This window comes from Acidovorax sp. Root568, from assembly GCF_001427445.1.
Classification (GTDB): Bacteria; Pseudomonadota; Gammaproteobacteria; order Burkholderiales; family Burkholderiaceae_C; genus Acidovorax; species Acidovorax delafieldii.
Window position 1 is genome coordinate 74652 of sequence record NZ_LMGP01000015.1, and the last position, 23285, is coordinate 97936.

Sequence of the window (23285 nt, forward strand, 5' to 3'; positions counted from 1 at the left end):
AATGTTATTCGATTCATCCATCCGCAAGGAGCTGGCGCGCAGCTTCGGCGCGACCCTTGTGGTGCTGGTGACCGTGGTCATGACCATGATGCTCATCCGCACGCTGGGCCAGGCCTCCAAGGGCAGTGTCAGCCCATCCGACGTGATGCTCGTCATGGGCTTCACCGTCTTGGGGCAATTGCCCACCATTCTCAGCCTCAGTCTGTTCATTGCGGTGGTCGGCACGCTGTCGCGCATGTACCGTGACAGCGAAATGGTGATCTGGTTCGCCAGCGGGCGCGGCCTGATCAGTCTGGTGCGACCCCTGCTGCGCTTTGCCTGGCCGGTGATGGTGGTGATTGCCGTACTGTCGCTGCTGGTGTGGCCTTGGGCCAACTCCCAGATCCAGGAACTCAAGACCCGCTACGAGCAGCGCAGCGACATCGACCGCATTGCACCGGGCGAGTTCCAGGAGTCGTCCAACGGCAGCCGGGTGTTCTTCATCGACAAGGACACCCCAGACACGCAGGCCGCCAACAACGTCTTCATTGCCGCCAATGACGGCAAACGCGAATCCGTCACCTCCGCCCGCAGCGCCCGGCTGGAGACCCAGGGCGGTGAACGCATGGCCCTGCTGAGCGACGGTCAGCGCCTGGAGACCTCGCGGGACAAGCCTGGCGTGAAGATCAGCGAGTTCAGCCTGTACGGCACCCGCATCGGTAGTGCAGCCCCAGGTGCGGCGGAAGAACTGGCGGTGAAGACACGCACGACCTACGACCTCGTGATGCGGCCGCTGCCGGCCTACCGCGCCGAGCTGGGCTGGCGGCTGGGCCTGGCACTGGCCGCGCTCAACTTTGTGCTGCTGGGTCTGGCTGTGGCCAGCGTCAACCCACGCGCAGCGCGCAGCACGAGCATGGTGTTTGCGCTGTTTGCCTTCATCGTGTACTACAACCTCATGACCTTGGGCCAGAGCTGGGTGGGCGCGGACCGGCTGGGCCTGACCAGTTTCATGGTGCTGCTGCATGGCGGCATGCTGGCGGCCTCACTGCTGGTGCTTGCTGTCCGACACAACCAATGGACGATGGGCCGGCTATGGCAGTCCGTGCGCGCCGGAGGGCAGTCCGCATGAAAACCATCCGCCGCCTGATCCACCGTGAGGCGCTGGGCGCCGTCACCTTCGTCACAGTGGGCTTTCTGGCCCTGTTCTTCTTTTTTGACTTGGTGGATGAGCTCCGCTGGGTGGGCCGTGCGGGGGAGGATGGCTACCAGCTATCGCACGCGCTGCTGTTTGTGGTGCTCAGCATTCCCAGCCATCTGTATGAACTGCTGCCCATCACCGTGCTGATCGGCACCATCTTTGTGATGGCCCGCCTGGCCCAAAGCTCGGAGTTCACCATCATGCGCACCAGCGGCATGGGCCCCTGGCGGGCGCTGCGCACCCTGCTCACGCTGGGTGGCGTCTTCGTGCTGCTGACCTTTGCTGTCGGTGACTACCTGGCCCCCCTGACGGACCGCACCGCCCAGCTCATCAAGGTGCGCTACCTGGGGCGGCTGACAGCAGGCGCCACGGGCGCATGGCTCAAAGAGCGGCAGGAAGATCACTCCTTTGCCGTCAACGTGCGCGCGCTCACCCCCAATGGCGGCATGCTGGACGTGCGCATCTTCGAGTTTGACGACAAGGGCCGTCTGGCGTCGCAGACGCGGGCCGCGTCAGGGCAGTTCGGCTCGGATGGAGCGTGGACCCTGGAGAAGGTGCAGCGCAGTCACTTTGAACAGCAAAGCGACAAGAACGAGGCCCGCGTGGAGCACCTGGAAAGCCCCTCCCTGCAGTGGCCGACCAAGATCAGTGCCGACATGGTGGCAGCCTCTTTGCTCAAGCCCGACCGCATGGCCACTCTGGACCTCTTTCAGTTCATCCGGCACCTGAACGCCAACGGCCAGTCTGCCCAAAAGTACGAGATCGAGTTTTGGCGCAAGGTGTTCTACCCCTTGAGCTGTCTGGTGATGGTGGTGCTGGCGCTGCCTTTTGCGTACCTGCATTTCCGCTCGGGCGGCATCGCGGGCTACGTGTTCGGCGGCGTGATGGCGGGCATCAGCTTCTTCCTGCTCAACAACGTCTTTGGCTATGCGGGCAACCTGCAAAACTGGTCGCCATGGCTGACAGCGGCGGCGCCCGGCCTGATCTACTCCCTGCTCTCGCTGGCGGCCTTTGGCTGGCTGGTGCTGAGACGCTGACACCCTGACCTCGCCCCGCCCCGCCCCATGACCCACGCCATCGTCCTGTTTGCCCACGGGTCCCGAGACCCCCTGTGGCGCGCCCCTATGGAGGCAGTCGCAACGCGCATTGCAGCGCAAAGTCCGGGCCGCCGAGCCATCTGTGCCTACCTGGAACTGTGTGAACCAGCCCTGCCGGACGCCGTCCGGCAACTGGTGGCCGATGGGGCCACCGCCGTCACGGTGGTTCCGATGTTTCTGGGCACCGGCAAACACGCGCGGGAGGATTTGCCCCTGCTGGTGCAGGAGCTGCGCACCGCCCACCCCGCCGTGCAATTCCACGTCCAGGCCGCCATCGGGGAGGATCCACGCATGACGGCCTTGATGGCAGAGATCGCCTGCGAAAGCCCGCCGCTCTGAAATTTCTGCGGTGCGGTTCATTCGCTTAGACGATTACAGCATAATGATGCAATCTTTTAGGCGATATTCGATATGAATCTGCACCAATTCCGCTTCGTTCAAGAGGCTGCGCGCCGCAACCTCAACCTGACCGAGGCCGCCAAGGCCCTGCATACCTCGCAGCCAGGCGTCTCCAAAGCCATCATCGAGCTGGAAGAAGAACTGGGCGTGGACATCTTCGCCCGACACGGCAAACGCCTCAAGCGCATCACCGAACCCGGCCAGCATGTGCTCAAAAGCATCGAAGTCATCATGCGCGAGGTAGGCAATCTGAAGCGCATTGGCGAGCAGTTCAGCGCGCAAGACAGCGGCACCCTCAGCATCGCCACCACCCACACCCAGGCGCGCTACGTGCTGCCGATGCCTGTGGCCCGCCTGCGCGAGGCCTACCCCAAGGTCAACGTGAGCCTGCACCAGGCCACACCGCACGAAGTGGCCCGCATGATCATCGACGAGGTGGCCGAGATCGGCATGGCCACCGAATCCCTGGCCGACTACCCCGAACTTGTCACCCTGCCCTGCTACGAATGGCAGCACGTGCTGGTGGTGCCCAACGACCACCCTCTGGCGCAAAAGGAACGCATCGGTCTGGACGACCTTGCGCACGAAGCGCTGATCACCTACCACCCCTCCTTCACCGGGCGCGGCAAGATCGATCACGCCTTTGCAGCGCGCAAGCTCACGCCCCGCATCGTGCTCGAAGCCATCGACTCTGACGTGATCAAGACCTATGTGCGCCTGGGCCTGGGCATCGGCATCGTGGCCGAGATGGCCATGCGCGACGACCCGGTGGGCGACCTGGCCGTGCGCCCCGTGGGTCACTTGTTTGGGCAGAGCGTGGCCCGCGTGGCCTTCAAGCGCGGCGCCTACCTGCGCAACTTTGTCTACAAGTTTGCCGAGCTGCTCAGCGACCGCCTGAGCCGCGAGCTGATTGCCCGTGCAATGACTGGGCACGTCAACGATTACGAACTCTGACTTGCGCTCTCCACCAGAAGCCTTCTGACTCTTCCAGAATTCCCCCGTTTTCCAAGCTGCTGCGCCATGACCTCCACCACCGCCCGCACACCCGCCTTCCCCAGCAAGCTGCCCAACGTCGGCACCACCATCTTCACCGTGATGTCGGCGCTGGCCACCGAACACAAGGCGGTGAACCTGGGCCAGGGCTTTCCTGACTTTGAATGCGCGCCCGAGCTGGTGAACGCTGTCACCGCCGCCATGCAAGCCGGCCACAACCAGTACCCGCCCATGACCGGTGTGCCCGCCCTGCGCGAAGCCGTGGCCCGCAAGATCGAGACACTGCATGGCCGCGCCTACAACCCCAACACCGAAATCACCATCACCGCCGGTGCCACGCAGGCCATCATCACCGCCATCCTGGCCATCGTGCACCCGGGTGACGAGGTGATCGTGCTCGACCCGTGCTACGACAGCTATGTGCCCAACATCGAGCTGGCCGGCGGCAAGGCCGTGCGCGTACCGCTCACACCCGGCACCTTCCGGCCCGACTTCGCCAAGATCAGCGCGGCCATCACACCCCGCACCCGCGCCATCCTCATCAACAGCCCGCACAACCCCAGCGCCACCATCTGGACGGCCGAGGAAATGCGCCAGCTGGAAGACCTGCTCGCCCCCACCGACATCCTGCTCATCAGCGACGAGGTGTACGAACACATGGTGTTCGACGGTGTCGAGCACCAGAGCGCCGCGCGCTTTCCCGGCCTCGCCGCGCGTGCCTTCATCGTGTCGAGCTTTGGCAAGACCTTCCACGTCACCGGCTGGAAGGTCGGCACCGTGGCCGCCCCTGCCGCACTGACGGCCGAGTTCCGCAAGGTGCACCAGTTCAACGTGTTCACCGTCAACACGCCGGTGCAGCATGGCCTGGCGGCCTACCTGCAAGACCCCACGCCCTATCTGCAACTGCCCGCGTTCTACCAGGCCAAACGCGACCTGTTCCGCGAGGGCTTGGCGGGCTCGCGCTTCAAGCTGCTGCCCAGCACCGGCAGCTACTTCCAGTGCGTGGACATTTCGGCGATCAGCGATTTGAACGAGGCCGATTTCTGCCAGTGGCTCACCCGCGAGGTGGGCGTGGCGGCGATTCCGTTGTCGGCGTTTTATGGCGACGGATTTGACCAGCGCGTGGTGCGGTTCTGCTTTGCCAAGAAGGATGAGACGCTGCGCGCCGCGCTGGAGCGGCTGCGCAAACTCTAAGGCCGTGCCATGCTTGCACTGACCGGGTCTCTCCGGCCCATCGTCGCGCCGACTCCCACCAACCAGCTGCTGCCGTTCGAGAAAGCGCTGCTCCAAGCCGCCGCTTCCGCACTGCCTCCGGCTGAGGCGGTGCTACTGGCGATGCAGGTGGACTGCATCAACAACATTCGCCGCCCATCCGACTGGAAGCGCATCGAATTCCAGTGCAAACGCTGGTTTCAGGTCCGATGGCCGGCACCGCTTCTGTTTGCTCGCACGGACACATTCCGCATCGCCACCATTGCCTGCAAGTTTGGAGCGAAAGACACGCTGGTGGATGTGTGGGCGGAGGGCGGCCATGTGTCTGCGCTGGAGTCCCCCATGGGTTTCAGCGGGCTTTCTATTTCGGGGCCGCTGAAAATCGTTGCCGTGTATCCCGCGGCCTGAAGGGCACCACGCCGTCCGGTGCTGAGTTCATTGATTGAAAGCAGGCATTTGCGCCCTTCCATCAAGAGCAAAAAGCCACAAATACTGAAGCAAATTCAGCACCTGGAAGTTCAAACAGCAGCGCAATCCAGCATGTTTCAAAATGGAAGCACTCCGGTGAACGCCCGCCTCACCTTGTCTGCCGCGCCAGCCACACACCCGCCGCAGCCAACCCCATCCCCGCCAGTGCCCAGCCGCTGAGCGTCTCGCCAAACATAGCCCACGCGATCAGCGCTGTAGTCGGGGGGGTAAGGTAAAACAAGCTGGCAACGTTCACCGCACCGCCCCGGCGGATGAGCAGGTTCAACAGGCTCACGGCCCCCAGTGAGAGCACCAGCACCAGCCAGCCCAGCGCAAACACAAACTCGCCGGTCCACGATATGGTCATGGATTCGGTGGCGTAGGCGACCGCAGCCATGGCCACCGCACACGGCAGGTACTGAATGACGGAGCCCGTACGCAAGTCGAACGAGGGGCAAAACCGCTTCTGGTACAGCGTGCCCGCCGTGATGCCCAGCAGCGCGACCACCGCCGGCAGCAGCATGCCCAGCAAAGCACCCGCCGGCACGGTAGCCACCTTGCCGGCCACCACCAGCGCCACGCCGGTGAAGCCCAGGGCCAGGCCCGCCCACTGGGCAGGCCGCACCTTCTCGCCCAGCAAAGCCCCGGCCACCAGGGCTGTCAGCAGCGGCTGCAACCCCACCACCAGCGCTGTAATGCCCGACGGCAGCCCGTGCCCGATGGCCATGAACACCCCGCCCAGGTACACACCGTGCACCAGCAGGCCCGACACCCCGATGTGCAGCCAGGCCCTGCCCGAAGGCGGCCACGGCGCACGCGCTACGGCCACCACCGCGAGCATGAGCACGATGACGATGGCAAACCGCAGCGCCAGAAAGGTCAGCGGCTCCACATACGGCAGCCCCAGCTTGGCGCCGATAAAGCCGGTGCTCCAGAGCGCCACAAACAGCAGAGGGACGAGGGAATCGAGCGGACTGGAAGCGCTGGGACGGAGCGGTGTGGCCTGGGTCATGGAGAACAGAAGCGTGATGCAGGGTGGGGATGATCGCAGCTTGCGAGCGCTTTTGCTGCAGGCCAATGTGAGCGTTCTCTAATGACCCGTTGGGAGAACGGACAGACCTCAAGGTGCGCCACACCTGCCGGGCGTGCTGACGCCCGAAACCGGTGCGAGAACCAGTAAACCCGCGCTTTAAGGCAAAACTCTGAATAGAAATGGTCTGTAGCGCTTGAATATCATGCGCATACAGCTATAAATTCAATAGCAAATTGCCATACATCTTTCTGCCAGCCAGACCTGGCGCCCGCGCATCTTGATGCGATCTTGATACCCCACACCGCACTCTTGCGCCCATCTTGATGCGGCCGTTCCTAGCATCGGTCCATGTCTCAAGGAGGACGCTATGGACTGGATATTGATGGCGGTGGGAGGCCTGCTCTGGCTGGCCGTCTATGGCTTGGCCAAGGGTTGCGCGCTGCTGCAACGCCAAGCACAAGGGGGACGGTCATGACCAGCGGCTGGATGATTCTGGCGGCCGTGCTCGCCGCTGCGCTTTTGGTGTACCTGATCGCCGTGCTGCTGCGGCCGGAGGACTTTTCATGAGCACCGGTGCCTGGCTGCAATTGGCAGTGTTCATGGCACTGCTGCTGGTGCTGGCTTGGCCGCTGGCGCGTTACATCGACACCGTGATGGCGGGACGCTTTGCCCTCGGGCGGCGGCTGGAAGGCCCGCTGTTCCGACTGGCAGGCGTGCGGCCCGATGAAGAGACCGGCTGGCTGCGCTACGCGCTGGGCCTGCTGGTGTTCAACGGCCTGGGCGTGCTGGCGGTGTATGCGCTGCAGCGCTGGCAAGCGGTGCTGCCGCTCAATCCTCAGGGCATGGCTGGGGTGGCACCCGATTCGGCCTTCAACACGGCCATCAGTTTCGTCACCAACACCAACTGGCAAGGCTATGGCGGCGAGAGCACCATGAGCTACCTCACGCAGATGCTGGCGCTGACGGTGCAGAACTTTCTGTCTGCCGCCACGGGCTTGGTGGTGGTCATAGCGCTGGTGCGTGGCTTTTCAAGGCACTCAGCACAATCCATTGGCAATGTGTGGGCCGACCTGACCCGCGCCACGCTCTGGGTGCTGCTGCCCCTGTCGCTGGTGTTGGCGGTGGTGTTTGCAGGCCAGGGCGTGATCCAGAACCTGTCGCCTTACACGCCAGTGCAGACGCTGGAGCCTGTCCACTACGACGCCCCCAAGCTCGATAGCGCAGGCCAGCCGGTGCTGGACGCCCAGGGCGCTCCGGTCACCGAGCCCGCCACACAAACCACCCAGACGCTGGCCATGGGCCCCGTGGCCTCGCAGTTGGCCATCAAGATGCTGGGCACCAACGGTGGCGGCTTCTTCAACGCCAACTCGGCCCACCCGTTCGAGAACCCCTCGGCCGCCAGCAACCTGTTGCAGATGCTGGCGATCTTCCTCATCCCCGCCGCACTGTGCCTGGTGTTTGGCCGCATGGTGGGCGATGAGCGCCAGGGCTGGACGATTCTGGCCACGATGAGTCTGCTGTTTGTGGTCGCCGTGGTAGCTGCCACCGCCTTCGAGCAGCAAGGCAACCCACTGCTGGCATCGCTGGGTGTAGACCAAACTGCCAGCGCCCTGCAGGCAGGCGGCAACATGGAAGGCAAGGAAACGCGCTTTGGCATCGCCACCTCGGCCCTGTTCGCCGTCATCACCACAGCCGCCAGCTGCGGCGCGGTGATTGCGATGCACGACAGCTTCACACCCCTGGGCGGCATGGTGCCCATGGTGCTGATGCAGATGGGCGAGGTGGTGTTTGGCGGTGTCGGCTCGGGCCTGTACGGCATGCTGGTGTTCGCCATCATGGCGGTGTTCATCGCCGGGCTGATGATTGGCCGCACACCCGAGTACCTGGGCAAGAAAATCGAGACGCATGAGATGAAGCTCGTCTCCATCGCCATCCTGGTCACGCCCCTGCTGGTGCTGCTGGGCACGGCCGTGGCGGTGATGAGCGAGGCAGGCCGCGCAGGCCTCTCCAACCCTGGCGCACACGGCTTCAGCCAGGTGCTGTACGCGCTGTCTTCCGCCGCCAACAACAACGGCAGCGCCTTCGCTGGCCTGTCGGCCAACACCCCCTTCTACAACGTGCTGCTGGCCGTGGCCATGTGGTTGGGCCGCTTTGGCGTGATCGTGCCGGTGCTGGCCATGGCTGGGTCCCTCGCCGCCAAGAAGCGCGCTACCGCCACCGATGGCACCTTGCCCACCCACGGCCCGCTGTTTGTGGCGCTGCTGGCGGGCGTGGTGCTGCTGGTGGGGTTGCTGAACTATGTGCCCGCCCTCGCGCTGGGCCCGGTGGTAGAGCATCTCGTGCTCACACCCCGTTAAGAAATGGCTGGGAGATTGTGATGACTCGCAAAACATTGACCCTGTTTGACCCCGCCCTGGTACGCCCCGCGCTGCTGGAGGCTTTCAAGAAGCTGGACCCGCGCGTGCAATGGCGCAACCCGGTGATGTTTGTGGTGTACGTGGGCAGCGCCTTCACCACCGCGCTGGCGGCCAGCAAGCCCGAGGGCTTCACGGCTGCAGTCGCCCTGTGGCTGTGGTTCACCGTCCTGTTCGCCAACTTTGCCGAGGCCATGGCCGAAGGCCGCAGCAAGGCCCAGGCGGCCTCGCTGCGCGGCCTGAAAAAGCAGACCTGGGCCAAAAAGCTGGACGGCCAGTTTGACCGCACCACCCCACGCACTGCCATGACCTGGCTGCCGCTGGAGGCCGCCCACCTGCGCAAGGGCGACGTGGTGCTGGTGGAAGCCGGTGACACCATTCCCGCCGACGGCGAGGTGATCGACGGGGTGGCGTCGGTGGACGAAAGTGCCATCACGGGCGAATCGGCCCCGGTGATCCGCGAATCCGGCGGCGACTTCTCGGCCGTGACCGGCGGCACCCGCGTGCTGTCCGACTGGATCGTGGTGCGCGTGGCCGTGAACCCTGGCGAGACCTTTGTCGACCGCATGATCGCCATGGTGGAGAACGCCAAACGCCACAAGACACCCAACGAGATCGCGCTGACCATCCTGCTGGTGGCGCTCACCATCGTGTTCCTGGGTGTGGTGGTTACGCTGCTGCCGTTCTCGCTGTTCAGCGTGCAGGCCAGCGGCGCGGGCGAGCCTGTGAGCCTGGTGGTGCTGGTGGCGCTGCTGGTGTGCCTGATCCCCACCACCATTGCAGGCTTGCTCAGCGCCATTGGCGTGGCGGGCATGAGCCGCATGATGCAGGCCAATGTGATCGCCACCTCGGGCCGCGCGGTGGAGGCTGCGGGCGATGTGGACGTGCTGCTGCTGGACAAGACCGGCACCATCACCCTGGGCAACCGCCAGGCCAGCCAGTTCGTGTCTGCTCCAGGTGTGACCGATGCCGCATTGGCCGATGCCGCCCAGCTCGCATCGCTGGCCGACGAAACCCCCGAAGGCCGCAGCATCGTGGTGCTGGCCAAGCAGAAGTTCAACCTGCGCGAACGTGACCTTTCCAGCCTGCAGGCGGTGTTTGTGCCCTTTACGGCGCAAACCCGCATGAGCGGGGTGGACTTGCCCGGCCCCCGCCTGCTGCGCAAGGGCGCGGCAGATGCCATTCGCAAGCATGTGGAGGCCCTGGGCGGGCGCTTTCCTACCGCCGTGCAGACGGCGGTGGACGATGTATCGCGCCGTGGCAGCACCCCGCTGGTGGTGGCCGATGGTGCCCATGTGCTGGGCGTGGTGGAGCTCAAAGACGTGGTCAAGGGCGGCATCAAGGAGCGCTTTGCCGAGCTGCGCCGCATGGGCATCAAGACCGTGATGGTGACGGGCGACAACCGCCTGACGGCCGCCGCGATTGCGGCCGAGGCGGGTGTGGACGACTTCCTGGCCGAGGCCACACCCGAGGCCAAGCTGCAGCTCATCCGCAGCTACCAGGCCAATGGCCAGCTGGTGGCCATGACCGGCGACGGCACCAACGATGCGCCCGCCCTGGCCCAGGCCGACGTGGCCGTGGCCATGAACACCGGCACCCAGGCCGCCAAGGAGGCGGGCAACATGGTAGACCTGGACAGCAACCCCACCAAGCTCATCGAGATCGTGGAGACCGGCAAGCAGATGCTGATGACGCGCGGCTCGCTCACCACCTTCAGCATTGCCAACGACATCGCCAAGTACTTCGCCATCATCCCGGCGGCGTTTGTCACCACCTACCCGCAGCTGTCGGCCCTGAACTTCATGCACCTGGCCAGCCCCTCCTCGGCCATCCTGTCTGCCGTGGTGTTCAACGCTCTGATCATCATCTTTTTGATCCCGCTGGCCTTGAAGGGCGTGGCTTACCGCGCAGTGGGTGCCGCCGCGCTGCTGCGCCGCAACCTGGCCATTTATGGGCTGGGGGGCATGGTGGTGCCGTTCATTGGCATCAAGCTGATTGACATGGTGTTGGCCGCAGCCGGGTTGATCTGAACCAGGACCTCCCCCTGTGTCGCTTCGCGCCTTCCCCCTCCTCTCGCTTCGCTGCGCTACGCGGGGAGGGGGACGACACCCTCGCTGCGGGGCGGCCCTTGCTCGGTGTCCCCTGGCCTTGGCCGCGCCAGTCTGATGCGCAGCTCCCGGAATTTCATTGAAAGGAAAATCGTATGCCTATCCGTATCCCCCGCGACGACGTGCCCGCCAGCCCAGGCGGCCTGCTGCGCCCTGCCCTCACGCTGTTCGTCGTGCTGTCCATCGTCACCGGCCTGCTCTACCCGCTGGCCGTGACCGGCGTGGCACAAACGGCCTTCCCGCACCAGGCCAACGGCAGCCTCATCACCCAGGGTGGCAAGGCGGTGGGCTCCGAGCTGATCGGCCAGTCGTTCACCGAGCCTGGCCACTTCTGGGGCCGCCCATCGGCCACAGCGCCCATGCCCTACAACGCATCGGCCTCGGGTGGCTCCAATCTGGGCCCCACCAACCCGGCGTTGACCGATACCGTCAAGGCGCGCATTGAAGCGCTCCGTGCCGCCGACCCGGGCAACACCCGCCCCGTGCCCGTGGACCTGGTCACCGCGTCGGCCAGCGGGCTGGACCCACACATCAGCCCGGCAGCCGCCGCCTACCAGAGCGAACGCGTGGCCCGCGCCAGAGGCCTGCCCGTGGGACAAGTGCAAGCCTTGGTGCAGCAGCACACCGACACCCCCTGGCTGGGCCTGCTGGGTGAGCCGCGTGTGAACGTTTTGGCCTTGAATCGGGCACTCGATTCGCTATCAAATAAATAGCTATCAGCGCAATTGATACTAGCGCTTGAGGCCTATTCGACATCAAATTGGTGGATACACTGTGCCCATGCAGGATCGCCCCGACCCCGACGCGCTGCTGCAGCGCATCCAGCAAGAGCAGGCCCAGCAGCAGCGCGGGCGGCTCAAGGTGTTTTTTGGCGCCTGCGCCGGGGTGGGCAAGACCTTTGCCATGCTGTCCGCCGCCCGGGCGGCACAGGCGCAGGGCCTGCCCGTCACCATCGGCGTGGTCGAAACGCATGGCCGCACCGACACCGAGGCGCTGACCGCACACCTGCCGCGCCTGCCGCTGCGCGCCCTGCCCTACAAAGACCGCACCCTGCCCGAGTTTGACCTGGACGCCGCCCTGGCCTGGGGCGCTGCGAACCCCGAGGGCCTGGTGCTGCTGGACGAGCTGGCCCACAGCAATGTGGCCGGATCGCGCCACCCCAAACGCTGGCAAGACGCCGAGGAACTGCTGGCCGCAGGCATCGACGTGTGGTCCACCATGAACGTGCAGCACCTGGAGAGCCTGAACGACATCGTCAGCGGCATCACCGGCATCCGCGTGTGGGAGACGGTGCCCGACCAGTTTTTTGACGCTGCCGACGAAGTGGTGGTGGTCGACCTGCCGCCCGACGAGCTGCTGGCGCGCCTGAAAGCCGGCAAGGTCTACTTGCCCCAGCAGGCAGAGCGCGCCGCTGCCAACTTCTTTCGCAAAGGCAACTTGCTGGCCCTGCGTGAGCTGGCCCTGCGCCGCACCGCCGACCGCGTGGACGACGAAATGCGCGCCTACCGCCGCGCGAGCACAACCATGCCAGAGGCCGTGTGGCCCAACCGCGAAGCCCTGCTGGCCTGCGTGGGCACGGGCGACAACGCCGAAAAGGTGGTGCGCAGCTGCGCCCGCCTGGCCGCCCAGCTCGACCTGCCGTGGCACGCCGTGCATGTGGAAACGCCCGAGCAGCAAGGCCAGTCGGCCACCCTGCACCCGCAGGTGGAGCGCACGCTGAAGATCGCGCAGCAACTGGGTGCCGCCGCCTGCGCCGTGCTGCCCGCAGCCCAGCCCGCCCAGGCCCTGGTGCGCTATGCGCGCGAACACAACCTGGTGCGCGTGGTCATGGGGCGCAGCACCCGGCGCTGGCCGTGGCAGGCCACGCTGGCCGAGCAGATCGGACAAAGTGCCAGCGACCTGGACCTGCTGCAGGTGGGCACACTGCCCAGTCGCAGCGCCGACACCACCGAACGCAAAACCACCCGCACCAGCACCGCAGCCCCCCGCGCTGCATTCTGGCCCGGCTACATCGCCGCCGCCCTGGCCTGCTGCATTGCCGCCGTCATTGCCACACCGCTGGCCAACGTGCTGGAGCTGACCAACATCGTCATGCTGTTTTTGCTGGTGGTGGTGGGGGTGGCGCTGCGCTTTGGTCGCGGCCCGGCCATCATGGCGGCGTTCCTGGGCGTGGGGTTTTTTGACTTCTTCTTTGTGCCGCCCCGCTTCAACTTTGCGGTGAGCGACGCGCAGTACGTCGTCACCTTTGCGGTGATGCTGGTGGTGGCCCTGGTGGTGGGCCAGCTCACCGCCGGGCTCAAGGTGCAGGCCGAGGCCGCCACCGACCGCGAGCACCGTGTGCGCAGCCTGTACGACATGGCGCGTGACCTGTCTGCCGCCCTGCTGCCCGAACAGGTGGCCGAGATTGGCGCACGCTTCATCACGGGCGAGTTCAGCGCAGGCAGCACGCTGGTGGTGGCCGACGATGACAACCGCCTGCAAGTGCTGCCCGGAGGCACCGCCCCCGTGGACATGGCCGTGGCGCAATGGGCGTTTGAGCGCGGCGAGCCCGCAGGCCGGGGCACGGACACCTTGCACTCCAGCCCCACGCTGGTGCTGCCGCTCAAGGCGCCCATGCGCATCCGTGGCGTGCTGGTGGTGGCGATGCCGCAAGGCCAGGTGCCGGGCGTGGAACCCCGCCGCCTGCTGCAGACCTGCGCCTCGCTGCTGGCCATTTCGCTCGAACGCATCCACTACATCGACGTGGCGCAAAAGAGCACCGTGCAGATAGAGTCCGAGCGGCTGCGCAACTCGCTGCTGTCGGCCATCTCGCACGATTTGCGCACGCCGCTGGCCTCGCTGGTCGGCCTGGCCGAATCACTGGCCATGGTGCAGCCGCCCCTGCCTGCCCATCAACAAGAGCTGACCGGCGCCATCCAGCAATCGGCCCAGCGCATGAGCGCACTGGTCAACAACCTGCTGGACATGGCCCGCCTGGAGGCTGGGGCCGTGCAACTCAACAAGGCCTGGCAGCCGCTGGAAGAAGTGGTGGGCAGCGCCCTGGCCGCCAGCGCCCCGGCCATCGCGGCGCACCGGGTCGAAGTGACTCTACCCGACGACCTGCCGCTGCTGCAGATCGATGCCGTGCTGATGGAGCGCGTGCTGGTCAACCTGCTGGAAAACGCCGCCAAGTACACACCCGCAGACACCACCATCCACATCAGCGCGCAGCCCCAAAGCGACGCGGTGGCACTGACCATCACCGATGAAGGCCCCGGCCTGCCCAAAGGCCGCGAAGAGTTACTGTTTGAAAAGTTCGAGCGCGGCGCCCGCGAGAGCGCGACGCCCGGTGTGGGCCTGGGGCTGGCGATTTGCCGCGCCATCGTTCAGGCGCATGGTGGCAGCATCCGGGGCGATACGATCTTGAACGCTCAAGGCCAGGCTGCCGGGGCGCGCTTTACGCTGCTGCTGCCACGCGGCACACCGCCCACCGACCTGGGCGATGACGCCGACGCCTGACACCCTTGCATCCATGCCATGCCATGACCGACCTGCCCACGCACATCCTCATCGTTGAAGACGAAGCCGATATCCGCCGCTTTGTGCGCCTGACGCTGGAGACCGAAGGCCACACCGTGCACGAGGCCGCCACCCTGCAGCGCGGCCTGATCGAAGCGGGCACCCGCCGCCCCGACCTGGTGGTGCTGGACCTGGGCCTGCCAGATGGGGATGGCGTGGATTTGATCCGCGACCTGCGCACCTGGTCGGCCATGCCCATCATCGTGCTCTCGGCCCGCAGCGCCGAGGCCAGCAAGATCGCGGCGCTGGATGCCGGCGCCGACGACTACCTGGTCAAACCCTTTGGCTCGGGCGAGCTGATGGCCCGCGTGCGCGCGCAGCTGCGGCGCAGCCAAAGGACATCCGGCGCCGAAGCCACACCCGTCATCCAGTTCGGCGCCATCACCGTGGACCTGGCCCGCCGCACGGTAGAGCGCCGCACGCAAAGCAATGGCGAAGGCGATGGCAGCGAGGCCCTGCACCTCACGCCCATCGAATACAAGCTGCTCACCTACCTGGCCTCCCAGCCCGACCGCGTCATCACCCACGCCCAATTGCTCAAAGCCGTGTGGGGCCCAGGCCATGCTGAAGACACGCACTACGTGCGCGTGCACATGGCCAACCTGCGCAAGAAGGTGGAGGACAACGCCTCCATGCCCCGGCACTTGCGGACCGAGGCGGGTATCGGGTACCGGTTCGTACCCTGACGCCAACTCACGAACTGCGTGCACCAGTGCAACGCAACGCCCGCTCCCCCGCCACGCGCAGCCGCTACTGCAGCGACGCGGGCGCCAGCACCTCAAACTCCACGTCCAGCGCCATGAGCCAGAACACCAGGGCATCGCTGGCCGCGCATTCCAGCTGGCACTGCTGCCCGTTGGCCAGCGTTGTGACCACACCGGCCGACTGCGGAATGCGCCGCGCCATTTCTGCATAAGGGGCATGCAGCACCACCCGCGCCTGGTCGGGGTGCGGCGCCGCGGTGATGGAGCGGGACACATACGCCTTGAGGTCGCCGCCGTCCGGCCCGGGGCGCGGTGAAAAATGCGCGCCGACTTCGGGCTTTGCCACCATGCGGTCGATGCGAAAGGTGCGCCAGTCGCCACGGTCGCAGTCCCACGCCACCAGGTACCAGCGCATGCCGGTGTGCACCACGCCCTGTGGCTCCACCGAGCGCTGGGTAGCGCGCCCCTTGCCGTCTTCGTACGAGAAGCCAAGCCGCAACTGGTCGCGGCAGGCCGACGCCAGTGTGGCCAGCAGCGAGGCCTCCACCACGGGCCCGGTGCGGTCCAGCGGCAGGATGGTGGAGCGCAACGCGTCCACCTGCTCACGCAGCCGCAGGGGCATGGCCTGCTCCAGTTTTACCAAGGCACGCAAGGCGGGCTCTTCAATGCCGCCCACGGCTCCCGCAGTGGCGGTGCGCAGCGCAATCGATACAGCCAGGGCTTCTTCATCGTCGAGCAGCAACGGGGGCAACGCCTGCCCCGCGCGAAAGGCATAGCCGCCCGCCACGCCACTGCTGGCCTGCACCGGGTAGCCCAGCTGGCGCAGGCGGTCGATGTCGCGCCGCAGCGTGCGCGGATGCACTTCCAGCCGCTCGGCCAGCTCGGGGCCCATCCAGTGGCTGCGGGTTTGCAGCAGGGACAGCAGGCGCAACAGGCGTGTGGAAGAACTGAGCATGCCGCCACTGTACGTTGAATCGAGGACTGAAATTGTCCGCAATGGTTCTTACAGTGACTCCACCTTTTCTTCCACCACGACCAAGGAGTTTTCCATGTCCATCGTCCTTTACTGGCACCCCATGTCCAGCGCCACCCCGATTGCCTGCGCACTCACCGAGCTGGGCGTGCCCCACGAGCGCGTGAAGATCGACATCCGCACCGGCGAGCAGCGCCGCCCCGAATATCTCGCCCTGAACCCCAACGGCAAGGTCCCCACGCTGACGGTGGACGGTGCGCCCATGTTCGAGGCCCTGGCCATCCACTTGTGGCTGGGCCATCGCTACGGCATCGAGCGTGGCCTGTGGCCTGCCGCCGGCACGCCCGAGGCGCTGCAGGCGCTGTCGTGGTGCACCTGGGCGTACGTGACCTATGGCACGGTGCTGGTGCGCCTGCAGTTGGCCACGCAGGGCGAAGAGGCGCTGCGCAGCCCTGCCCATGCACAGGCAGCCACAGCGGGGCTGAACGACCTGCTCACCCTGCTGGATGCCCGCCTGGCCGCCCAGCCCTGGATGCTGGGCGCGGACTATTCGCTGGTGGATCTGGTGGTGGGCTCGGTGCTGGGCTATAGCGTGTACCTGGGTGCACCCGTCAATGCACACCCGCATGTGCAGGCCTGGCTGGCGCGGGTGCAGGCGCGCCCTGCGATGCAAATCGAGGCCTGAGAGGCTAAGAGTCTTCTATCCATGCCCGCCTTGCACGCCAAAACGCCCCGGCTCTTCGTTGCAAATGCTCGCCATAGCCCGAGCTATGGCTGTGCTTTGCGCCTCGATCCGAGGCGTTTTCGCGCGCCTTTCGGGCTTGGCTAAAAAACTCTCAGCCTCTGAGCGCGCGGTCGATCAACGCTGCTGCTACAGCAGCACGATGTCGTACTGCTCCTGCCCCATTGCGCTTTCGGCCTGCAGCGAGATGGGCTTTTTGATGAAGTCCGAGAGGCCGGCCAGGTGCTGGCTTTCTTCGTCCAGGAACAGCTCCACCACCCGCGCGGACGCCACGACGCGGAACTCGCGCGGGTTGAATTGGCGGGCTTCGCGCAGGATCTCGCGCAGGATGTCGTAGCACACGCTGCGCGCGGTTTTGACGCTGCCCTTGCCCTGGCACACCTCGCAGGGCTCGCACAGCATGTGTGCCAGTGATTCGCGGGTGCGCTTACGCGTCATCTCCACCAGACCCAGTTGCGAGAAGGTGCCAGATGACATGGTCTTGACCCTGTCGCGGGCCAGCTGCTTTTTGAACTCCGACAGCACGGCCTGCTGGTGGTCGTCCCGCACCATGTCGATGAAGTCCACGATGATGATGCCGCCCAGGTTGCGCAGACGCAGCTGGCGCGCAATGGCCTGTGCAGCCTCCAGGTTGGTCTTGAAGATGGTGTCGTCAAAATTGCGCGCACCCACGTAGCCGCCGGTGTTCACGTCAATGGTGGTCAGCGCCTCGGTCTGGTCCACGATGAGGTAACCACCCGATTTGAGATCGACGCGGCGGCCCAGCGCCTTGGCCACTTCCTCATCGATGGAGTACAGGTCAAAAATCGGCCGCTCACCCTTGTAGTGCTGCAGCTTGCCAGCGGCTGCGGGCATGAACTCCTGCCCGAACGCGCGCAGGCGCTGGAACTGCTCCATTGAATCCAGGCGGATGGTCTGCGTGTGGTCGCCCACCAGATCGCGCAGCACACGCTGCAGCAGGTCCAGATCCTGGTGCAACAGCGACATGGCGGGCAGCTTGAGCGATGCCTCCTTGATGCGCGCCCAGGTCTTGCGCAGGTAGGCGATGTCTTCGGCCAGCTCGGCATCGGTGGAATCTTCGCCGTTGGTGCGCAGAATGAAGCCGCCGCCACCGCCCGTGGATTTGTCGCCTACCAGCGCCTGCAGCCGCGCGCGCAGCGCATCGCGCTCGGCGGGCGGGATCTTCTGCGACACGCCCACATGGTCGTCCTGCGGCAAAAATACCAGCAAGCGACCGGCAATGCTGATCTGCGTAGACAACCGCGCACCCTTGGTGCCAATCGGGTCCTTGATGACCTGCACCATCAGCGCCTGCCCCTCGAACACCTGCTTTTCGATCGGTACCTGCGGCTCGTTCTTGCGGGCAAATGCGGGCGGCTCGCCATCGGGCTGGCGCTGCCACACATCGGCCACGTGCAAGAAGGCCGCACGCTCCAGCCCGATGTCGATAAAGGCCGACTGCATGCCTGGCAGCACGCGCGAGACCTTGCCCAGATAGACATTGCCGACCAGACCGCGCTCCAGCGTGCGCTCGATGTGCAGCTCCTGCACCGCGCCGTGCTCCACCACGGCCACCCGGGTTTCCTGGGGGGACCAATTGATCAGGATGTCTTGTTGCATGGCGTTGTTGTTGTCTTTGGTTGGCGTCGCTCAGATCGCAAAGCCCGCTGCGCGCAGCAGCTGCGCGGTCTCGTACATCGGCAGCCCCATGATGCCCGAATAGCTGCCCGCCAGGTGCTCCACATAAGCCGCCGCCCGGCCCTGGATGCCGTAGGCGCCTGCCTTGCCCAGCGGCTCGCCCGTAGCCACATACGCCTCGATCTGCGCAGGTGCCATGGGCGCGAAAGTGACGCGCGATACCGACAGGGCCGTCAGCCGTTTGGTACCTACCTGCAGAGCCACGGCGGTCAGCACGCGGTGCTCGTGCCCTGCCAGCTCGGTGAGCATGCGCGTCGCATGGGCGGCATCGTCTGGCTTGCCGTAGATGGTGCGGCCCAGGGCTACGGTGGTGTCGGAACACAGGATGGGCGCATCCGGTAACTGGCGCCGTGCACGCCGGGCCACGGCCGCGTCGAGCTTGAGTGCCGTCACGCGCTCCACGTACGCTGTGGGCGCTTCGCCAGGCAGCACCACCTCGATGGCTTCAGCGTCTTCGGGCTCATCGCCATCCACGTTGGGCAGCAGCAGTTCGTGGCGCACGCCCAACTGCTCAAGCAACTGGCGGCGGCGCGGGCTCTGGGAGGCGAGGTAGATGAAGTCGGGCATGAACGGATTTTGAATAAAAATCGGCTAGGGATGTCCTGCATCACCCTCGCAAGTCGGTGGTAGTGCGGATCGGGATAGGCCGCAAGGCGTCTTTTCGCAGCCAATAGCCGGGCTATTGGCAAGAAAAGCAACGCAGCGGACTGCCCGAGGCCGCGCTATCACAGACCGCAGGGAGTGATGTAGGACATCCCATACGCTTATTCATCAAGCGCTAGCAGCTATGAAAACAGGAGTAGTACAGACCATCATCGCAAAGGGTCTGCTTCATTCACGATGGTAAGGATGCCCGGCATTCACCGACCAGGCGCGGTACAGCTGCTCAATGAGCAACACCCGCACCATGGCGTGGGGAAGGGTCAGGTCGGACAGGCGAATGCGTTCGTGCGCGGCCTGGCGAAAGGCCGGGTCCAGCCCGTCGGGGCCACCGATGACCAATGCCACATCGTCACCGCCCAGTTGCCAGCCCTTGAGCCGTTCGGCCAGGGCCTTGGTGGTGAGGTTGGTACCGCGCTCGTCCAGTGCCACCACGCGCGTGCCACGCGGAATAGCGGCTTCGATGCGCTCGCGCTCGGCGGCATAGAGCGTCTCCAGCGTCTTGGAGCCGCGCGGCTCGGTCTTGACGGCCTTGAGCTCGACCTTGAGTTCAGGTGGAAAACGTTTGGCGTAATCGTCGTACGCGGTCTGCGCCCAGTCGGGCACCCGCTGACCGACCGCCACTATCAGCAGCTTCATGGATCAACCTGGATGCGTGAGGGAGTCACCGCTGCCGCGCGCAAGCGATGGAGCGCGCAGCAGCTGAAACGGATCAGCCCTTGCTGCGAGCAGGTGCCTTCTTGGCCGCGGGCTTGGAGCCCGATGCGGAGGCTGGCTTGGCAGCTGCGCGCGCAGGGGACTTGGCAGCTGGCGACTTTTTGGCCGCAGGCTTCTTGGCGCCACCGGGCTTGACCACCACCGTCTTGACAGGGGTCTTGGTGGCTGCGGGCTTCTTGGTCGCAACTGCGCCAGTGGTCTTGCTGGCTGGCTTGGCGGTGCTTGTCTTGGCAGCCGATTTGGCAGGTGCAGCCTTGGCCGCAGTTTTTGCAGCGGGCTTGGGGGCTGTTTTGGCAGCGGTCTTCGCAGCGGTCTTGGCGACCGCCTTGACGGTGGCCTTGCCCGAACGGGCGGCTACGGTGGGGGCCGCCGCCTTCTTGGCGGGCGCCTTGCCTGCCGCCTTGGCGTCCGACTTGGCCGCCTTCTGGGCCGACTTCTTCTCGGCCAACTCCGTGGCCGCGCTGGACACCGGCTTGGCTGCGCCAAGCTTCAGGCGCACGGGGGTGTCGCCCCACAGCTCTTCCAGGCGGTAGTACTGGCGGATGGCCGGTTGCATGATGTGCGCCACAGCCGCGCCGCAGTCCACGATGATCCATTCGCCGTTGTCTTCGCCTTCGATGCGGGGCTTGGAGAACCCAGCTTCCTTGACCGCGTCGCGTACGCTGGCGGCCAGGGCCTTGGTCTGGCGGTTGGAGGTGCCCGATGCCACGATCACCCGTTCAAACAGCGGCGAGAGATGCTCGGTGTTGAAGACCTGGATGTCTTGCGCCTTGACGTCTTCCAGGCCATCAACGATGGCGCGCTGGAGTTTGGTGACGTCTTTTTTGGCAGCGGTTTCCGATTTGGTGGAGGTGGTCATCAGGCGGTGAATAGAGAGGGAATGGAATCAATATAGCGTGCAACGCATCGCGCAGCCAGCGGGCTGGGCCTTGAGTGTTGCGCGGGTGTTGTGCTGGGGCGCTGCAGCAATGCGAGGTGTTTTTGACCTCTTGCGCTCATGTGAAAAGCGCTGGCAGCTATTGAAATTATAGCTTTTGCGTTTTTCAGGCCATTGACTGCGCTGCGCCAAGGCCTTCAGCCAGCCAGTCGCGCCGCACCAAAAAGCGCTGCGTGAGGTCGGCTTCGGCCGAATCGGCTGCGTCAGAGCGCTGGTAAGACCAAGACACAAGCGGTGGCATGGACAGCAAAATGGACTCGGTTCGCCCGCCCGACTGCAGGCCAAAGTGTGTACCCCGATCCCACACCAGGTTGAACTCGACATAGCGGCCCCTGCGATAAAGCTGGAAGTCGCGTTCGCGCTCGCCGTGAGGCATGCCCCGACGTTTCTCGACGATGGGCAGGTAGGCGCCGAGGAAAGCATCGCCCACCGACTGCGTCATCGCCAGGCTTTGTTCAAAGCCCAGCTCCGAGAAATCGTCATAGAACACGCCGCCCACGCCGCGCTGCTCGCTGCGGTGCTTGAGATAAAAGTACTCGTCGCACCATTGCTTGAAGCGGGGGTACTTGTCGTCGCCAAAGGCGCTGAGCGCATCGCGGCAGGTGCGGTGAAAGTGCACCGCATCTTCTTCAAACCCGTAGTACGGCGTGAGGTCCATGCCGCCGCCAAACCAGCAGGTGGGCGCTTGACCGGGGTGGCCGGCGGCGATCATGCGCACGTTCATGTGCACCGTGGGCACATACGGGTTGCGCGGGTGGAACACCAGCGACACGCCCATCGCCTCGAACGGCGCACCCGCCAGCTCGGGCCGGTGCTGCGTGGCCGAAGGTGGCAGCTGCGGGCCGCGTACGTGGCTGAAGCCGCAACCCGCGCGCTCGAACACGCGGCCGCCTTCCATGATCTTGGTGATGCCGTCACCCTGCAGCGGCTCGCCGGGCGGCTTGCTCCAGGCATCGGCCAGAAAGCGTGCGCCGCCCTCACCTTCAGCGGCTTCCACGGCTTCCAGCGCATCGGTGATGCGGGCCTGAAGGCCCACCAGGTAGCCGCGCACGCGGGTCACCGTGTCGGCTGGGTTCAAGGTCTGAGCGTCTGCCATCAGCTCTTCAGGGCACGGAAGCCGATGTCGCGGCGGTACTGCGCGCCATCAAACTGGATGCCGCGTGCCACGTCATACGCACGTTGCTGCGCCTGCTTGACGCTGTCGGCCAGCACCGTCACACACAACACCCGGCCACCGGTCACGCTGACCACACCATCCTTCAGCTGCGTGCCCGCATGGAACACCACGGCATCGTCCGCCTCAGCAGGCAGGCCAGTGATGGGGTCACCCTTGCGCGGGTTCTCCGGGTAGCCATGGGCGGCCATGACCACGCCCAGCGCGGTGCGGCGGTCCCATTGCAGTTCCATCTGGTCGAGCTTGCCGTCAGCAGCAGCGGCCATCACGTCGCTGAAGTCACTCTTCAGGCGCATCAGGATGGGCTGCGTCTCGGGGTCACCCATGCGGCAATTGAATTCGAGCGTCTTGGGCTGGCCCTTGGCGTCGATCATCAGGCCCGCATACAGGAAGCCGGTGTAGGGAATGCCGTCTTTTTCCATGCCTCGGATCGTGGGCAGGATGATCTCGCGCATGGCCCGCGCATGCACGTCGGCCGTGACCACGGGGGCGGGCGAATACGCGCCCATGCCGCCTGTGTTGGGGCCTTCGTCGCCGTCCTTCAGGCGCTTGTGGTCCTGGCTGGTGGCCAGGGCCAACACGTTCTTGCCGTCGCACAGCACGATGAAACTGGCTTCCTCGCCTTCGAGGAATTCCTCGATCACCACGCGCGCGCCGCCTTCGTTGTGCGTCACACCGTATTTGTTGTCCACCAGCATGAAGTCCACCGCGTCGTGGGCTTCCTGCAGCGTCATGGCCACGACCACGCCCTTGCCCGCTGCCAGGCCGTCGGCCTTGATGACGATGGGTGCACCTAGCCGGTCCACAAACGCGTGGGCGGCGACCGGGTCGGTAAAGGTGTCGTAGTCGGCCGTGGGGATGCCATGGCGGCGCATGAAGGCCTTAGAGAAGGCCTTGGAGCTTTCGAGCTGTGCTGCCGCCTTGGTGGGGCCGAAGATGCGCAGGCCGTTGGCACGGAACTCATCGACCACGCCAGCAGCCAGTGGGGCTTCGGGGCCCACCACCGTCAGCGCGATCTTCTCGGCCTGGGCCCAGGTGCGCAGTTCGCGCACGTCGGAGATCGCCACGTTTTCGAGCTTGGGGTTCAGGGCCGTGCCACCGTTGCCGGGTGCCACAAACACCTTGGTCACCTTAGGGGACTGGCTCAGTTTCCACGCCATCGCGTGTTCACGGCCGCCGCCACCAATCACAAGTACTTTCATAGGAACCTTTTGTGAATCC

General features: G+C 65.4%; 21 protein-coding genes. 13 read left to right on the forward strand and 8 right to left on the reverse strand.

The window, feature by feature from the left end; translation table 11 throughout:
* Nucleotide 1 precedes the first annotated feature (1 nt).
* From lptF to ASD75_RS12245, 6 genes are all read left to right on the forward strand, one after another.
* The gene (gene lptF / locus ASD75_RS12220) at nt 2–1108 is read left to right on the forward strand and encodes an LPS export ABC transporter permease LptF (protein ID WP_056746020.1); all 1107 of its coding nucleotides are present in this window, start codon (nt 2–4) and stop codon (nt 1106–1108) included.
* Complete coding sequence (gene lptG, locus ASD75_RS12225; protein WP_056062363.1) at nt 1105–2214, forward strand: LPS export ABC transporter permease LptG; 1110 nt, start codon at nt 1105–1107, stop codon at nt 2212–2214. Before lptF ends, lptG begins: the two co-directional genes overlap by 4 nt.
* Nucleotides 2215–2241: 27 nt before the next feature.
* Nucleotides 2242–2613: a sirohydrochlorin chelatase gene (locus ASD75_RS12230; RefSeq protein ID WP_056746021.1), complete on the forward strand. Its 372-nt coding sequence runs from the start codon at nt 2242–2244 to the stop codon at nt 2611–2613.
* 72 nt (nt 2614–2685) lie between these two features.
* Nucleotides 2686–3627, forward strand: coding sequence for a CysB family HTH-type transcriptional regulator (locus ASD75_RS12235; RefSeq protein ID WP_056746023.1), 942 nt, complete (start codon nt 2686–2688; stop codon nt 3625–3627).
* 66 nt (nt 3628–3693) lie between these two features.
* Nucleotides 3694–4860, forward strand: a complete 1167-nt coding sequence (locus tag ASD75_RS12240; RefSeq protein ID WP_056746026.1) for a pyridoxal phosphate-dependent aminotransferase — start codon at nt 3694–3696, stop codon at nt 4858–4860.
* Nucleotides 4861–4869: 9 nt separating this feature from the next.
* Entirely contained in the window at nt 4870–5286 is a 417-nt protein-coding gene (locus ASD75_RS12245; protein ID WP_056746028.1) for a hypothetical protein, read from the forward strand.
* A gap of 169 nt (nt 5287–5455) precedes the next feature.
* Here the strand turns inward: ASD75_RS12245 and ASD75_RS12250 are convergent, their stop codons facing one another.
* Nucleotides 5456–6358: a DMT family transporter gene (locus ASD75_RS12250; RefSeq protein WP_056746030.1), complete on the reverse strand. Its 903-nt coding sequence runs from the start codon at nt 6356–6358 to the stop codon at nt 5456–5458.
* Nucleotides 6359–6850: 492 nt separating this feature from the next.
* Here ASD75_RS12250 and kdpF point away from each other — a divergent pair, with 492 nt between their 5' ends.
* From kdpF to ASD75_RS12280, 6 genes are all read left to right on the forward strand, one after another.
* Nucleotides 6851–6946, forward strand: coding sequence for a K(+)-transporting ATPase subunit F (gene kdpF / locus ASD75_RS12255; RefSeq protein ID WP_056062349.1), 96 nt, complete (start codon nt 6851–6853; stop codon nt 6944–6946).
* Entirely contained in the window at nt 6943–8736 is a 1794-nt protein-coding gene (gene kdpA, locus ASD75_RS12260; protein ID WP_056746032.1) for a potassium-transporting ATPase subunit KdpA, read from the forward strand. Before kdpF ends, kdpA begins: the two co-directional genes overlap by 4 nt.
* 20 nt (nt 8737–8756) lie before the next feature.
* Nucleotides 8757–10823, forward strand: coding sequence for a potassium-transporting ATPase subunit KdpB (gene kdpB, locus ASD75_RS12265; protein WP_056746033.1), 2067 nt, complete (start codon nt 8757–8759; stop codon nt 10821–10823).
* Between the two features lie 173 nt (nt 10824–10996).
* Nucleotides 10997–11614: a potassium-transporting ATPase subunit KdpC gene (gene kdpC / locus ASD75_RS12270; RefSeq protein ID WP_056746034.1), complete on the forward strand. Its 618-nt coding sequence runs from the start codon at nt 10997–10999 to the stop codon at nt 11612–11614.
* Nucleotides 11615–11681: 67 nt separating this feature from the next.
* Nucleotides 11682–14399 (forward strand): sensor histidine kinase KdpD, encoded by a 2718-nt coding sequence (locus ASD75_RS12275; RefSeq protein ID WP_056746035.1) that lies wholly within the window; start codon nt 11682–11684, stop codon nt 14397–14399.
* Nucleotides 14400–14422: 23 nt separating this feature from the next.
* Complete coding sequence (locus ASD75_RS12280) at nt 14423–15145, forward strand: response regulator (RefSeq protein WP_056746036.1); 723 nt, start codon at nt 14423–14425, stop codon at nt 15143–15145.
* Nucleotides 15146–15209: 64 nt separating this feature from the next.
* On the opposite strand, the gene ASD75_RS12285 is transcribed toward ASD75_RS12280, so the two are convergent.
* The gene (locus tag ASD75_RS12285) at nt 15210–16118 is read right to left on the reverse strand and encodes a YafY family protein (protein WP_056746037.1); all 909 of its coding nucleotides are present in this window, start codon (nt 16116–16118) and stop codon (nt 15210–15212) included.
* A gap of 94 nt (nt 16119–16212) precedes the next feature.
* On the opposite strand from ASD75_RS12285, the gene ASD75_RS12290 reads away from it, so the two are divergent.
* Entirely contained in the window at nt 16213–16821 is a 609-nt protein-coding gene (locus tag ASD75_RS12290; protein ID WP_056746038.1) for a glutathione S-transferase family protein, read from the forward strand.
* 186 nt (nt 16822–17007) lie between these two features.
* Here ASD75_RS12290 and rng read toward each other — a convergent pair whose 3' ends face one another.
* The 6 genes from rng to purD form a co-directional block, all read right to left on the reverse strand.
* Nucleotides 17008–18498, reverse strand: a complete 1491-nt coding sequence (gene rng, locus ASD75_RS12295) for a ribonuclease G (RefSeq protein ID WP_056062322.1) — start codon at nt 18496–18498, stop codon at nt 17008–17010.
* A gap of 30 nt (nt 18499–18528) precedes the next feature.
* On the reverse strand, nt 18529–19143 hold the full coding sequence (locus ASD75_RS12300; RefSeq protein ID WP_056746040.1) for a nucleoside triphosphate pyrophosphatase: 615 nt from the start codon (nt 19141–19143) through the stop codon (nt 18529–18531).
* A 264-nt stretch (nt 19144–19407) separates the two neighbouring features.
* On the reverse strand, nt 19408–19875 hold the full coding sequence (gene rlmH / locus ASD75_RS12305; RefSeq protein ID WP_007858784.1) for a 23S rRNA (pseudouridine(1915)-N(3))-methyltransferase RlmH: 468 nt from the start codon (nt 19873–19875) through the stop codon (nt 19408–19410).
* Nucleotides 19876–19948: 73 nt separating this feature from the next.
* Nucleotides 19949–20812, reverse strand: coding sequence for a ribosome silencing factor (rsfS, locus tag ASD75_RS12310; protein WP_056746041.1), 864 nt, complete (start codon nt 20810–20812; stop codon nt 19949–19951).
* Nucleotides 20813–20996: 184 nt separating this feature from the next.
* Nucleotides 20997–21986 (reverse strand): oxygen-dependent coproporphyrinogen oxidase, encoded by a 990-nt coding sequence (gene hemF / locus ASD75_RS12315; RefSeq protein ID WP_056746043.1) that lies wholly within the window; start codon nt 21984–21986, stop codon nt 20997–20999.
* Complete coding sequence (purD, locus tag ASD75_RS12320) at nt 21986–23266, reverse strand: phosphoribosylamine--glycine ligase (protein WP_056746045.1); 1281 nt, start codon at nt 23264–23266, stop codon at nt 21986–21988. Before purD ends, hemF begins: the two co-directional genes overlap by 1 nt.
* Between the last annotated feature and the right edge of the window lie 19 nt (nt 23267–23285).

Bases quoted from the DNA above. Each gene is read 5' to 3' on its own strand.
- kdpF (WP_056062349.1), top strand. From the start codon at position 6,851: ATGACCAGCGGCTGGATGATTCTGGCGGCCGTGCTCGCCGCTGCGCTT.
- rng (WP_056062322.1), bottom strand. From the start codon at position 18,498: ATGCAACAAGACATCCTGATCAATTGGTCCCCCCAGGAAACCCGGGTG.
- ASD75_RS12280 (WP_056746036.1), top strand. From the start codon at position 14,423: ATGACCGACCTGCCCACGCACATCCTCATCGTTGAAGACGAAGCCGAT.
- ASD75_RS12230 (WP_056746021.1), top strand. From the start codon at position 2,242: ATGACCCACGCCATCGTCCTGTTTGCCCACGGGTCCCGAGACCCCCTG.
- rsfS (WP_056746041.1), bottom strand. From the start codon at position 20,812: ATGACCACCTCCACCAAATCGGAAACCGCTGCCAAAAAAGACGTCACC.
- ASD75_RS12235 (WP_056746023.1), top strand. From the start codon at position 2,686: ATGAATCTGCACCAATTCCGCTTCGTTCAAGAGGCTGCGCGCCGCAAC.
- purD (WP_056746045.1), bottom strand. From the start codon at position 23,266: ATGAAAGTACTTGTGATTGGTGGCGGCGGCCGTGAACACGCGATGGCG.
- kdpB (WP_056746033.1), top strand. From the start codon at position 8,757: ATGACTCGCAAAACATTGACCCTGTTTGACCCCGCCCTGGTACGCCCC.
- ASD75_RS12245 (WP_056746028.1), top strand. From the start codon at position 4,870: ATGCTTGCACTGACCGGGTCTCTCCGGCCCATCGTCGCGCCGACTCCC.
- ASD75_RS12240 (WP_056746026.1), top strand. From the start codon at position 3,694: ATGACCTCCACCACCGCCCGCACACCCGCCTTCCCCAGCAAGCTGCCC.
- ASD75_RS12275 (WP_056746035.1), top strand. From the start codon at position 11,682: ATGCAGGATCGCCCCGACCCCGACGCGCTGCTGCAGCGCATCCAGCAA.
- hemF (WP_056746043.1), bottom strand. From the start codon at position 21,986: ATGGCAGACGCTCAGACCTTGAACCCAGCCGACACGGTGACCCGCGTG.
- lptG (WP_056062363.1), top strand. From the start codon at position 1,105: ATGAAAACCATCCGCCGCCTGATCCACCGTGAGGCGCTGGGCGCCGTC.
- kdpA (WP_056746032.1), top strand. From the start codon at position 6,943: ATGAGCACCGGTGCCTGGCTGCAATTGGCAGTGTTCATGGCACTGCTG.
- ASD75_RS12290 (WP_056746038.1), top strand. From the start codon at position 16,213: ATGTCCATCGTCCTTTACTGGCACCCCATGTCCAGCGCCACCCCGATT.
- lptF (WP_056746020.1), top strand. From the start codon at position 2: ATGTTATTCGATTCATCCATCCGCAAGGAGCTGGCGCGCAGCTTCGGC.
- ASD75_RS12285 (WP_056746037.1), bottom strand. From the start codon at position 16,118: ATGCTCAGTTCTTCCACACGCCTGTTGCGCCTGCTGTCCCTGCTGCAA.
- ASD75_RS12250 (WP_056746030.1), bottom strand. From the start codon at position 6,358: ATGACCCAGGCCACACCGCTCCGTCCCAGCGCTTCCAGTCCGCTCGAT.
- kdpC (WP_056746034.1), top strand. From the start codon at position 10,997: ATGCCTATCCGTATCCCCCGCGACGACGTGCCCGCCAGCCCAGGCGGC.
- ASD75_RS12300 (WP_056746040.1), bottom strand. From the start codon at position 19,143: ATGCCCGACTTCATCTACCTCGCCTCCCAGAGCCCGCGCCGCCGCCAG.
- rlmH (WP_007858784.1), bottom strand. From the start codon at position 19,875: ATGAAGCTGCTGATAGTGGCGGTCGGTCAGCGGGTGCCCGACTGGGCG.